We start from the raw sequence: 11753 nt of genomic DNA on the forward strand, positions 1-11753 counted from the left end.
GCCGCGATCAGTCCCGGTCAGTGCGTGATGCCGAGCTTCTTGCAGCCGTCCGCATAACGGTCCGTGCAAAGCTCCTTCGCGTTCGCGAAGCCCTTGTCCACCACTTCGGCCTTCAGGTTCTGCGCCGTGATGACCGAGGGCTTGAACAACTGCGTCGGCGTGTTGAAGAGCGAGGTTTCGCCCTTCGGCGCCTGTCCCGAGAGAAAGCCGACCGCTGCCTTCGCCGCCGCCGCCGCGACGATCTCGCTCGGCTTGAGGATGGTGTTGTACTGGTCGCCCGAGATGATGAGCTGCAGGCCGGCGATGGTCGCGTCGTTGCCGGTCACGGGCGGCACGGGATTGACGCCTGCCGCCTTGAAGGCCGCGATGGTGCCGCCGGCCGTGCCGTCGTTGGCGGCGACCACGCCGACGATCTGCGAGCTGAAGCGCGTGATCTGCCCGCTGACCCATTGCTGGGCCTTGGGCGGCGCCCATTCCGGCGTGTCGTATTCCGCGAGGGTCTTGTAGCCGCCGCTTTGCAGACCGGTGTGAATGCCCTTCTTGATGAGACCCGCCGCCGCATCCGTGGGCGAGCCGTTGACTTCGAGCACGCCGCCCTTGCTGGTCGCGACGCCCGTCGCCTTGAGATGATCGACGAGCGACGTCGCGATCGCCTTGCCGATGCCTTCGTTATCGAAGGAAACGTAATAGTCCGCGGGCGTCGACGGCACGGGCCGGTCATAGGCGATGACCTTGATCCCCTGACTCTGCGCCATATGGACGAGCGACGCGGCAGCCGTGGAATCCACCGGATCGAGGACGATCACCTTCGCGCCTTGCGCGATCACGGAATTGAACTGCTGCTGCTGCGTCGCGACGGCCGCATTGGCGTTCTGATAGAGCACCTTGCAATCCGGACAAAGCTTCGCCATTTCGGCCTTGAAGCCGGGAAAGTCGTGTTGCTCGTAGCGCGTCGAGGCCTGATCGGGCATCAGGAACGCCACCGTGCCGCTGGGCGCGGCCAGCGCCGGCAGGCTGCACGACAGGCCGAGACTCAGCACGCCCGCGCTGATCAGTTGGGTTGAGAGCTTTTTCATTGCATGTCTCCGAGTTCTTGGGATTTGAATGTCGTACTACCGTGGTTGGCCTGCCGCATGCGCATTCGAACAGCTTAGGTATCCTTTTCAAGAAGTCTGTTATCGGATGCCCGACACCGCCATTGCGCCGCACACTAGCCGGCGATTTCCGGCATCTCGACCTGTTCGATCGAATCAGCCGCGCTCGCGGCGTTGAGCCGTTGATAGGTGCGCCAGCGCGTCGGCGACATCTGCTTGAGCAACAGGAACTGGCGATTGAAATTCGAAAGGTTATTGAAGCCGACCTGATAGCAGATATCGGTGACGCTCAACTCATCCGACATCAGCAACTGGCAGGCCAGGTTGATGCGCAGCCGGTTCACGTACTGGACGAACGGCACACCCGTATGACGGCGGAAATAGCGCGAGAAGGCGCTTGCGCTTTGTCCGGCGAGTTCCGCCAGCTCGGTCTCGCGCAACTCCTGCGAGAGATTCTTCCCGATGAACGAAAGCACGTGATTGATGCGGGTCTCGCCGTAACGGTCGGGGTCGGCGCGATAGGCGGCGCTCGCGAGCCTTCGCGGTTCCTCGCTCTGGGCGAGCAACTCGAACAACGCCGCCAGCAGGCCGATGCGCCGCATGCCTTGCGCGCCGAGCATCTCGCGCATGATCGGTTCGGCGGCCGCGCCCGTCTCCTGTGTGAAGAGCAGGCCCCAGCGCGATGAATCGAGGAGCGACTCTATGCGCCTGAACTCCGGAAACGCCTCGGTCGCGCGCGTGACGAATCCGCTATCGAACTGGAGCACGAGGCAGCGTTCGGCGACGCGATCGCCGCCCGGAACGTTGCTGACCCAGTTGTGCGGCAGGTTCGATCCAACCATCACGAGATTGCCCGGCGCGAAATTGCCGATGTGATCGCCGACGAAGTATTTGCCCGTGGTCGCAGTGATGAGATGGATCTCGTACTCGGGATGAAAGTGCCAGCGCACAGTGCGATAGGGATAGCCATGCGACCACACTTTGAACGACTCATCGCGCGGGACAGCGACCAGCTCCAGATCGGGCTCGGTCGCTTTGGCGCGACGGACGTCGTCGTTGCGCGCCATCGTCTCCCGGTTTGCTGTCATGCATCGTCTCCACGGCTTTTTGTGCTTTTGCGCAGCGCGTTTCATCGCGTCTTGCCATGACTGAAAAGTAGCCCTTTCGGTGTCATCTCACCACTTAAAATAACACCGCGGACTGATACTTTCTTGCATCGGGGTTAGTCCTTAGCGGAAGAAAGTCAACTTTTGTGCAAAGCAGCAGCATGCAGGGACGACGATGCGCGCGGCTATTTGGCGAGCCTCGCGTCAGCGACGCCGGACGATTCGCGCATCACGAGTTCCGGCAGGGCCGGCACGACCGACCGCGCGCCTTCTTTGCTTCCGAGGTGGGCGAACAGCAACTCGACAGCTTGCAGCGCCATGTCATCGAGATGCAGATCGACGGCGGTGAGCGGCGGCCGGCAGCTTCGCGCGCGCATGCCGTCGTAGCGCGTGACGACCTTGATGTCCTCGGGCACGCGCTTGCCGGCCTGCGCGATCGCCTGAACCGATCCGACCGCGAATGCGTCGACGAGCGCGCAGAGGCCGTCCACCTCGGGATGGTCGCGCAGCAACGAAGCGCACGCATCGCGGCCCGCGTCTTCGCCGCCCGATTCGTCGGCGATCGCGATCACCGGCGTCATGCCGTGCGCCGCGCAGAAGCGTTCGTAACTCGCGCGCGCTTCGATGTACGAATTGCGCTGCTGCGCGCCGATGAGCAGCGCGATCCGCTTGCTGCCCTGTTCCCGGAGATGATTGAGCAGCAACTCCGTGGTCGCCGACGAGTGGATGTCGACGAACGGTACGGCATCGTTGCCCGGCTGGCGTCCGAGGCATACGACGGGCAGGCCGCGATCCTGCAGATGCGCGACATTGGCGTCGTCCGTCGTGGGCTCGATGACGATCGCGCCGTCGATGTCGAGTTGCCCGAGCGGCAGTCGTCCCGCCATCACCGGCGGCACCAGCACGAGCGCGAGCCCGCGCGTGAGCGCGGCCGCCGCGGCGACGGCGGCGACTTCCATGAGGAAGCCGAGCCTCGATGCGCCGCCCGCGATTTCGAAGGGCATCGACGAGATCAGCGCGATGGTGTGGGCCTCGCCCGTGCGCAGCCGCTGCGCCCGCACGCTCGGGCGATAGCCGAGCGCGCGCGCCGCTTCCTTCACGCGCTCGCGCGTGTGCGGATCGACGTAACCCTTGTCGTTGAGCGCGTGCGAGACGGTCGTCGTCGAGACGCCCGCGGCGCGCGCCACATCGGCGATAGTGGGCCGCTGCTTGTTCGGCGCCGGGTTCTGCATGGTCTTTTCGTTCACGCTGCTCACGTTTCGATGCGGAATTCTCTCACGGGACAACGGCGCCTCCGGCGATCGATTCCTGTGATCAAAAACCGGAGCACACGTCGCACGACCTGATGAAATCCCCTGCTTGACAGGCTGAAAATGAAGCACCATTCTACGATCACAAATCGATTTGGGGCAGACGCCCATTTCTTTTGTCGCGATCCCAAATCGATTTTGGATTCATCAACCGTCCACCGGAGTCGACCGTCATGGCCCATCATCCACCGGTTCACGCAGTCGACGAGCGCCTGCCGCTCGCGAAGCTCGTCCTGTTTGGTCTGCAACATGTCCTCGTCGTGGCGGCGTCGCCGATCACGGCCGTGTTTCTGGTGGCGAAGGCGCTCGGGCTTTCGTCCGCGCTCACCGTCGATCTGATCAGCGCGACGTTTCTCGTCTGCGGGCTCGGCACGCTGTTGCAGTCGTTCGGGCCGCTCAAATTCGGCGCGCGCCTGCCGTTCATCATGGTGCCGGGCGGGGCGCCGGTCGTGCTGTTCGTGCTCATCGCGCAGCAGACGAATCTCCAGACCGCCGCGGGCGCGACCATCCTCACGGGCCTGTTCTACTTCCTGCTGCTGCCGGTCTTCGCGCGCTGCCTGCGCTTTTTTCCGCGCATCGTGATCGGCACGATGCTGATCCTCGTCGCCGTCAATCTGATCCGCATCTACGGCGTGGTGATCGTCGGCACACCGGGCACGGCGGAGTTCGGCAGCCCGCTCGGCATCGGCCTCGCGCTCGCGACGGTCGGCTTCACGGTGCTCTTCGCGAAGCTCTTCAAGGGGATGCTGGGGCAGCTCGCCGTGCTGCTCGGCCTGTTCGCGGGCGCGGCGCTCGCTTGGGCGCTCGGGGTGATGAGCTTCGCGGACGTCTGGAGCGGCGCGCTCGTCACGCTGCCCACGCCGCTGCCGTTCGGCATGCCGCGCTTCGACGTGCTCGCCGCGCTGCCGCTCATCATCTTCAGCGTGATCTCGATGGCCGAAGCCACGGGTCAGACGGTTGCGATCGCGGAAGTGGTCGGCAAGGAAATCGATCCTCAGACCGAAGTGCCGAAGACCATTCGCGGCGATGCGTTGATGTCCGTGCTCGGCGGGCTGTTCGGCACGTCGCTGATCATCACGAGCAGCGAGAACATCGGCATCGTGCAGGCGACGGGCGTGCGCTCGCGCTTCGTCACGGCGGCGGCGGGCGTGCTGCTCGTCGTCATCGCGTTGCTCGCGCCGCTCGGACGGCTCGCGAACGCGATCCCCGCGCCGGTGGTGGGCGGCACGGCGCTCATCGTGTTCTCGATTATCGGCGTGATGGGCATCAACCTGCTGCGCCAGGTCGAGCTGCGCTCGCGCGCCAACATGTACACGCTCGCCGCGGCGCTCACGATGGGCGTGCTGCCGATCGTCGTCCCCGGCGTGTACAGCCGCTTTCCGGCCGCCTTGCAGATCGTGCTGGGCAACGGCCTCGCGATGGGCGCGCTCACCGCCGTCCTCGTCAACGCGCTGTTCGCGCATCTGAACCTCGACTGGCGCGAGCGCCGCGCCGCCGATCCCGCCGCGCATCTCGAAGCCGCCGTCAACGACAACCGCTCTTGCCACTGAAGAACCATCATGAAGAACGATTCCCTCACGCCTGCCCGTCTGCACGACGACGAATTCCTGCTCCTGCCCGGCTATGTGCTGCTCGCCGACGGCCCGCAGCGCGATCACGCCGTGGTCGTGTCGAACGGCACGTTCACGGCGGTCGGTCCCGCCGATGAACTCATCGCGCGCCATCCGCATCTGAGCCCGCTTGCGTTGCCGGAGAAGCTCGTGATGCCGGGCTTCGTCGATGCGCATCATCACCTGACGCAATCCTTCGGCAAGGCGCTTGCGTTCGGCGAGCCTTCGGAGATCTATCGGCGCATCTGGGTGCCGCTCGAGAACTGTCTCGACGAAAACCTCGTGTATCTGTCCGCGAAGCTCGCCGCGCTCGAAGCGCTGCGCGGCGGCTTCACGACCGTCTGCGATGCGGGCACGCGCGCGGCCGGCGATGCCTCGACGATCGCGGCGGCCACGCAGGAAGCCGGCGTGCGTTGCGTGCTCGGCCTCATCTGCAACGATCTCGCCGATGACATCGATGCCCGCGCGCGCGCCGCGATCGTGGTGCGCGCGCAGCAGCATCTGGCGCGCTGGGAAGGGCATGCGCTCGTGCATCCGTCGCTCGCGGTCTCGGTGCCGGAAGCGGGCTCGGACGGCATGCTGCAAACGGCGGCCGCGCTGTGCGCCGACGCGGGCGCGGTGTTCCAGACCCATGCGAACGAGCATCTCGCGGCGGTCGAGCGTTCCATCGTGCGACGCAAGATGCGGCCGATCGAGCATCTGCATTACGCGGGCGCGCTGGGGCCGCAGACGCTGATCGCGCACGCGACGCTCGTCACGCCTTCGGAGCTGAACCTGCTCGCCGGAACCGGCGCGGCCGTGAGCTACAACCCGGTCGCGAGTTCGTGGAAGGGCAATGCCGTCGCGCCCGCGATGCAGATGGCCGCGCTCGGCATCCGTTTCGGTCTCGGCACGGACGGCACGCGCAGCGACGCGTTCCGCCTGATGGATGCGGCCGAAACCGCGCAGCGCTTCGCCTTCGGCCTCGCGACCGGCGATTCGTCGTGCGGCGGCGGCGAGCTGTGGCTCGATCGCGCGTTGCGCGGCGGCGCGGACGCGTTGCGTCTCGACGCGCGCATCGGCCAGATCGCGCCGGGCAAGGCGGCGGACTTTCTGCTCGTCGATCTCGATGTGCCCGAGATGCGCCCGTCGTGGGACCTCACATGGGAACTGGTGCGGCTCGCGAACCGCAGCCAGATCGAAGCCGTGTTCGTCGCCGGCAAGCTGCGTCTCTGGCAAGGCTGGCCGACCGACTGGGACGCGCGTGCCTTCCTGCGCGAAGTCGACGAAATCGCGAGCGAAGTCGTCGCGCGCGCGCCTATCCAGCGCGTGCACAGCGCGCCGCGTGTACACGAAGCCGCGCGTCACGCGGCATCGGACGCGATTCTTCCCACCGCCTGAGAGAGCCTGCCCGTGAGTCTCACTGTCTTTATCGTTCTCGCATCGACCGTCGCGATCGCCGCGTTCATTCAGGGCGCGGTCGGCGTCGGCTTCGCGCTGATCTGCGCACCCGTGATCGGACTGATCGAGCCGGGCCTGCTGCCGGTGTCGCTGCTGATTTTGATGCTGCCCCTGAACGTCTACCTCGCCTGGCGCGAGCGGCCCGCGCTCGATTCGAAAGGCACGCTATGGATCACGGTCGGCAGAACGGCCGGCGCGGTGGCGGGCGTGTGGATCATTTCGCGCATCTCGGCGCACGACCTGAACGTGTTCATCGGTGCATCGACGATCGCGGCCGCCGTCGCGACGCTGTGCGCGCCGAGCTTCCTGCCGGGCCGTAATGCGCTGATGGCGGCGGGCGCGGTGACGGGCATCACCGAAACCGCGACGGGCATCGGCGGCCCTGCGCTCGCGATGGTTTTCCAGCACTATCGGGCGCCGGCGCTGCGTTCGACCATCGCGCTGTGCTTCGCGATCGGCGAGGCGCTCTCGCTCGCGATGCTGAGCGTGACGGGCACGATCACCGGCGCGAAGTTCATGTCGGCGCTGTGTCTGGTGCCGCCGGTGATCATCGGCGCGTGGATCAGCCAGCACGTGCATCAGCGGCTCAATGCGCGCGTGTTGCGCATCAGCGTGATGGCGTTCGCCATCGTCTCGGGCGCGGCGATTCTTTATCAAACGCTGGCGTCCTGAGCCTACGCCGGCGTTCGGCCGGCTCATCCCTTCGATCGATCGAGAGACCCTTATGAACAAGAGTCGGAATGCGCTCGCCTTGTCGATGCTGCTCGTCGCGTGCGGCGTGCATGCGCAAAGCAGCGTCACGCTGTACGGCAGTCTGGATGCGGGCGTCGGATACGTGAGCAATCTGCGCGGCGGACGCGCGTTCATCGCGCAGCAGGGCACGCTGCAGGCCGATCGCTGGGGGCTGACCGGCGTCGAGGATCTGGGCGGCGGGCTCAAGACGGTATTCAAGCTGGAATCCGGCTTTTCGACGATCAGCGGCGCGATGTCGAGCGCGGGCACGCTGTTCAACCGGCAGGCTTACGTCGGACTGAGCGAGAGCCGCATCGGCACGGTCACGCTCGGACGGCAGACGGACTTTCACTTCGAGATGCTCGGACCGTTGTCGACGGCGCAGACGCTCGGCGATTTCTCCGCGTTTCACCCTGGCAATATCGACGGTCTGGGTAATACGGTGCCCGTCGAGCTGTCGAACACGATCAAGTTCCGCAGCCGGACGATCGCGGGCGTGACGCTCGGCGCGATGTACGGGTTCACCAATCAGTCGAGCAGCACGACAGGGCGCAGCATCAGCTTCGGCGCGACATATGGCTATGGCCCGCTCAATCTCGCGGCGGCTTACTCGGAGTATCGCGATCGCACGTTGAATCTCGCAGGCGGCCTCGGGCTGACGAGCTTCGAGGGCATCGGTCTCACGGCAAGCGCCCCCTTCGTCGCCGACAGCGTGAGGAACGCGGGCATCGGCGGAAGCTTTCAGATCGGACGCGTGCAGTTGCACGCGCTGCTCACGCAGGTGCGTATCGAGGAACGCGGCAGGGCGGACAACTATCGGACGATCGACGGCGGCGCGAACTTTCAGGTGACGCCCGCGTATATGATCGGCGTGGGCGCATGGACCACGACATTCGCCGGCGAGCGCTGGACCCAGGTGACGATCGCCAACGTCTATGCGCTCTCGAAGCTCACGCAGCTTTACGCCGACGTAATGGTGGAGCAGGCGTCATCGGGGGCGGTGGCGAACACGCTGGGCATCGGGCCATCGTCGTCGAACCGGCAAACGGTCGTGCTGGCGGGCGTTCATCACCTGTTTTGAGCGTGTCGCGTGTCCGGAAATCCTTGTACATGCGACATTGGAACGGCGCTGCATCCGATGAAAAATGAGGCTTTCGAGGAGTGTGACGACCATGCCCTACCTGCAACTGGACGTGAACGACCACTATTCAGTGGAAGACAAGCGGCGCCTGGCGCTGAAGATGAGCGAAACCTACGCGCGGATGATGTCGGTGGACATCAGGCGCATCAGCGTCGCGATTCGAGAACTGGGCGAGGGAGGCGTCTGGCGGATTCCCGAACCCGGCGAGGAGCCAACGCCGGTCGCGGTGATGATGCTGGACATCCGAAAGGGCAGGCCGCCCGAGCTGCGCATGGACGTGGCCAAGGCGCTTTGCGCGCATTGCATCGAAATTCTCGGCTTGCGTGAAGACCGGCTCAACGTCGAATTCACCCAGCATTCCGGCGACGAGATGTATCACCCGGCGTTGGGTGGCTATAGCCCGGAATGGACGCCCGGGGAGCAGTAAAGCGAGCGACGCTAAAGCGCAAGCGGCGTGACACCCGACGCCCGCTGAATGGTTTGCGGCGGCTGACCGAACGCACGCAGGAACGCCTGACGCATGCGTTCACGGTCACCGAAGCCCGTCTCTCTCGCGACCACCTCGATCGGATGCCGCGTCGTTTGCATCATCAGGCGGGCGGCCTCGACGCGTAGCCGCTCGACTGCCTTGGCGGGCGATTGACCCGTTTCCTCACGAAATACCCGGCTGAACTGGCGCGGGCTGAGCCGTGCCGCTTCGGCCAGCCGCTCGACCGACAAATCGCTCGCCAGATTTTCACTCGCGTAGGTGAGCGCCATCTGTACGCGGTCCGAGCGTGCTCCCATCTCGAGCAGCGCCGAGAACTGCGACTGGCCGCCGCCGCGTCGCTGATACAGCACGAGCTTGCGCGCGACCATGCGCGAAGTCTCCAGCCCGAAATCGCTTTCGACGATCGCGAGCGCGAGGTCCACGCCCGCGCTCATCCCCGCTGACGTCCACATCTGATCGTCGACCACGTAGATGCGGTCTTCTTCGAGCCGGATGTTCGGATACTGCGTCTGGAAGGCACGCGCGTGGAACCAGTGCGTCGTTGCTCGCTTGCCTTCCAGCAGGCCCGCGGCGGCCAGAACGAACGCTCCCGTGCAGATCGAAGCGATGCGCCGTGAATGGCGCGGTGCCTGCCGAAGGTATTCGACAAGCGCTGCCGAAGGCAGGCGGCATTCGTTGTCGCCCGCGACGATGAGCGTGTCGTAACCCTCTTCGGCCAGCGGTTCGCTATGAACCGAAAACCCCTGCGACGACGCGATCGGGCCACCGTGCTCGGACACGATGCTGAACTGGTACGACGTCTCGTCGCGCAGAAGGTTGGCGTATTCGAAGACGCTCGCCACGGCCAGCGCGAGCGACTGGAAATTCGGATAAACGAGCAGTCCGACGGTATGCATGATGTTCGCTGTTCGATGGCCTGATTCGTTGAAGTTAGCACAAAAGAGACAGGCGCAACGGCAAATCGATGGCCTGAATCATTGCATATATGGCATTGAGGTCGAAGACAGTCGAGGTCAGAATTCGCTCCATGAACCAGCACCCTGTTGGCTCAACCCACTCAAAGGAACGATCATGACTGCTTCTACGAAAGGTTTTGCACTGGTTACGGGCGCATCGGCCGGCATCGGCGCCATCTACGCGGACCGCCTCGCCCGTCGCGGCTTCGACCTGATTCTGGTGGCGCGCAACCAGTCCCGGCTGAATGCGCTCGCAGACCGCCTCACGAGAGAGACGGGCCGCTCGATCGAGACCGTCGCCGCGGATCTCAACGACAAGGCCGCGCTCGCGAAAATCGAAACCCTGCTTCGCGAAGACTCGCGCATCACGATGCTGGTGAACAACGCGGGCGTCGGTTCGGTTGCGTCGGTGCTCGACGGCGATGTCGACGCCATGGAATCGATGATCGATCTGAACATCACGGCGCTGACACGCCTCACCTATGCAGCCGCGCCCGCGTTCGTCGCGAAGGGTGCGGGCACCATCATCAACATCAGCTCGGTGGTCGGCATTGCGGTCGAACTGCTGAACGGGGTCTATAGCGCGTCGAAGTCCTATGTGCTGAGCTTCGGCCATGCGCTGCAGCGCGACCTCGCAGGCAAGGGCGTGCGCGTGCAGACCGTGCTGCCGGCCGCGACGGCAACGGAGTTCTGGGACGTGGCGGGTTACGCGAAGCAAAAGGAAGCGGCGAGCACGATGACGGCCGACGACCTCGTGGATGCCGCGCTCGCCGGTCTCGATCAGGGCGAACTGGTGACCATCCCGACGCTGCATGACGGCGACCAATGGACGAAGTGGGAAGCGGACCGCCGCGCGCTGACGCCCCGGTTCGCGAATGCCAAGGCTGCGCCGCGTTATGCGTCGAATGTCGAGTAACCCTGCGTCTAAAGAGAACCATCATGAACATCCTTAAAATCGGCGCGGCCGCGCTCGCGATGGCCACTGCCTTTGCGTTGCCGGCGAGCGCGTCGGCACAGTCACGCGGCAAGGTGCTTGTCGTGATGTCGAGCGCGCATGAACTCGAACTGCGCGATGGCAAGCACTATGAAACGGGCTACTACCTGAACGAGTTCGTCGTGCCGTATCGAAAGCTCGTCGAGGCGGGATACGAGCCGGTCATCGCGAATCCGAAAGGCGACATGCCGGTGATGGACGCCAACTCGAACAACAAAATGTTTTTTGGCGGCGATTACACGGCGCGCGCGGATGCACTCAAGTACGCGCAAGGCATCGCTCAGCTGAAGCATCCGAAGACGCTTGCCTCGGTGGTCGCGGAGGGAACGGGCGGATATGTCGGCCTGTTCATTCCCGGTGGCCACGCGCCGATGGTGGATCTGCTCAGAGACCGCAATCTCGGCAAGATTCTCGTCGGCTTCCATGACAGTGGGCGTCCGACCGGAATCATCTGTCACGGGCCGATCGTGCTGCTGTCGACGCTCCACGATCCGGACGCCTTCATCGCATCGATGATCGCCAATGACGGCAAGGCGAATTCGTTTGCGGCGGGCTGGCCGTATGCGGGTTATCGCCTGACCGTTTTCTCCACGGGCGAGGAACAGCAACTCGAAGGCCCGAACGGACTCGGCGGCAATGTGCAGTTCTATCCGGTGAATGCGCTTGCGGAAGCGGGCGCGCATGTCGATACGGTCGCGAACTGGCATAGCAACGTGATCGTCGACCGTGAGCTGATCACGGGCCAGCAGCCGATGTCAGCGCCGGAATTCGGTGACGTGCTGGTGGCGAAGTTGAATGCGCACAATCGCTGACGTTTGAGCCGGGGCGCCACGTGAACGGACTGGATTGCGTCGTTGATACCGCTCTCAAGCTGATACCG

At 64.7% G+C, this 11753-nt stretch carries 11 protein-coding genes; 7 read left to right on the forward strand and 4 right to left on the reverse strand.

Annotation, left to right across the window (positions count from 1 at the left end; genetic code table 11):
- Positions 1-17: 17 nt before the first annotated feature.
- The 3 genes from PQR08_RS31060 to PQR08_RS31070 all read right to left on the reverse strand — a co-directional run bounded on the left by PQR08_RS31060 (position 18) and on the right by PQR08_RS31070 (position 3447).
- Complete coding sequence (locus tag PQR08_RS31060; protein WP_250487683.1) at positions 18-1076, reverse strand: ABC transporter substrate-binding protein; 1059 nt, start codon at positions 1074-1076, stop codon at positions 18-20.
- Positions 1077-1210: 134 nt separating this feature from the next.
- Entirely contained in the window at positions 1211-2182 is a 972-nt protein-coding gene (locus PQR08_RS31065) for an AraC family transcriptional regulator (RefSeq protein ID WP_250487684.1), read from the reverse strand.
- A gap of 203 nt (positions 2183-2385) precedes the next feature.
- Positions 2386-3447 (reverse strand): LacI family DNA-binding transcriptional regulator, encoded by a 1062-nt coding sequence (locus PQR08_RS31070; RefSeq protein ID WP_250487685.1) that lies wholly within the window; start codon positions 3445-3447, stop codon positions 2386-2388.
- A 236-nt stretch (positions 3448-3683) separates the two neighbouring features.
- Between PQR08_RS31070 and PQR08_RS31075 the strand changes: the two genes are divergently transcribed.
- The 5 genes from PQR08_RS31075 to PQR08_RS31095 all read left to right on the forward strand — a co-directional run bounded on the left by PQR08_RS31075 (position 3684) and on the right by PQR08_RS31095 (position 8860).
- A complete protein-coding gene (locus tag PQR08_RS31075) occupies positions 3684-5060 on the forward strand; it encodes a uracil-xanthine permease family protein (RefSeq protein ID WP_250487687.1) in 1377 nt (458 codons plus the stop codon).
- A gap of 9 nt (positions 5061-5069) precedes the next feature.
- The gene (locus PQR08_RS31080) at positions 5070-6500 is read left to right on the forward strand and encodes an amidohydrolase family protein (RefSeq protein ID WP_250487688.1); all 1431 of its coding nucleotides are present in this window, start codon (positions 5070-5072) and stop codon (positions 6498-6500) included.
- Between the two features lie 12 nt (positions 6501-6512).
- Entirely contained in the window at positions 6513-7232 is a 720-nt protein-coding gene (locus PQR08_RS31085) for a sulfite exporter TauE/SafE family protein (protein ID WP_250487689.1), read from the forward strand.
- 52 nt (positions 7233-7284) lie between these two features.
- On the forward strand, positions 7285-8373 hold the full coding sequence (locus PQR08_RS31090; protein ID WP_250487690.1) for a porin: 1089 nt from the start codon (positions 7285-7287) through the stop codon (positions 8371-8373).
- Between the two features lie 91 nt (positions 8374-8464).
- Entirely contained in the window at positions 8465-8860 is a 396-nt protein-coding gene (locus PQR08_RS31095) for a tautomerase family protein (protein WP_035498308.1), read from the forward strand.
- An 11-nt stretch (positions 8861-8871) separates the two neighbouring features.
- Here the strand turns inward: PQR08_RS31095 and PQR08_RS31100 are convergent, their stop codons facing one another.
- On the reverse strand, positions 8872-9819 hold the full coding sequence (locus PQR08_RS31100; protein WP_250487691.1) for a GlxA family transcriptional regulator: 948 nt from the start codon (positions 9817-9819) through the stop codon (positions 8872-8874).
- Between the two features lie 175 nt (positions 9820-9994).
- Here PQR08_RS31100 and PQR08_RS31105 point away from each other — a divergent pair, with 175 nt between their 5' ends.
- Together PQR08_RS31105 and PQR08_RS31110 are read left to right on the forward strand one after the other, a co-directional pair.
- Positions 9995-10795, forward strand: a complete 801-nt coding sequence (locus PQR08_RS31105; protein ID WP_250487692.1) for an SDR family NAD(P)-dependent oxidoreductase — start codon at positions 9995-9997, stop codon at positions 10793-10795.
- 23 nt (positions 10796-10818) lie between these two features.
- Positions 10819-11685, forward strand: coding sequence for a type 1 glutamine amidotransferase domain-containing protein (locus tag PQR08_RS31110; protein WP_408163505.1), 867 nt, complete (start codon positions 10819-10821; stop codon positions 11683-11685).
- Positions 11686-11753 lie beyond the last annotated feature (68 nt).

The organism is Caballeronia jiangsuensis, from assembly GCF_046030135.1.
GTDB classification, from domain to species: Bacteria; Pseudomonadota; Gammaproteobacteria; order Burkholderiales; family Burkholderiaceae; genus Caballeronia; species Caballeronia jiangsuensis.

Bases quoted from the DNA above. Each gene is read 5' to 3' on its own strand.
- PQR08_RS31090 (WP_250487690.1), top strand. From the start codon at position 7,285: ATGAACAAGAGTCGGAATGCGCTCGCCTTGTCGATGCTGCTCGTCGCG.
- PQR08_RS31110 (WP_408163505.1), top strand. From the start codon at position 10,819: ATGAACATCCTTAAAATCGGCGCGGCCGCGCTCGCGATGGCCACTGCC.
- PQR08_RS31075 (WP_250487687.1), top strand. From the start codon at position 3,684: ATGGCCCATCATCCACCGGTTCACGCAGTCGACGAGCGCCTGCCGCTC.
- PQR08_RS31095 (WP_035498308.1), top strand. From the start codon at position 8,465: ATGCCCTACCTGCAACTGGACGTGAACGACCACTATTCAGTGGAAGAC.
- PQR08_RS31060 (WP_250487683.1), bottom strand. From the start codon at position 1,076: ATGAAAAAGCTCTCAACCCAACTGATCAGCGCGGGCGTGCTGAGTCTC.
- PQR08_RS31100 (WP_250487691.1), bottom strand. From the start codon at position 9,819: ATGCATACCGTCGGACTGCTCGTTTATCCGAATTTCCAGTCGCTCGCG.
- PQR08_RS31065 (WP_250487684.1), bottom strand. From the start codon at position 2,182: ATGACAGCAAACCGGGAGACGATGGCGCGCAACGACGACGTCCGTCGC.
- PQR08_RS31105 (WP_250487692.1), top strand. From the start codon at position 9,995: ATGACTGCTTCTACGAAAGGTTTTGCACTGGTTACGGGCGCATCGGCC.
- PQR08_RS31080 (WP_250487688.1), top strand. From the start codon at position 5,070: ATGAAGAACGATTCCCTCACGCCTGCCCGTCTGCACGACGACGAATTC.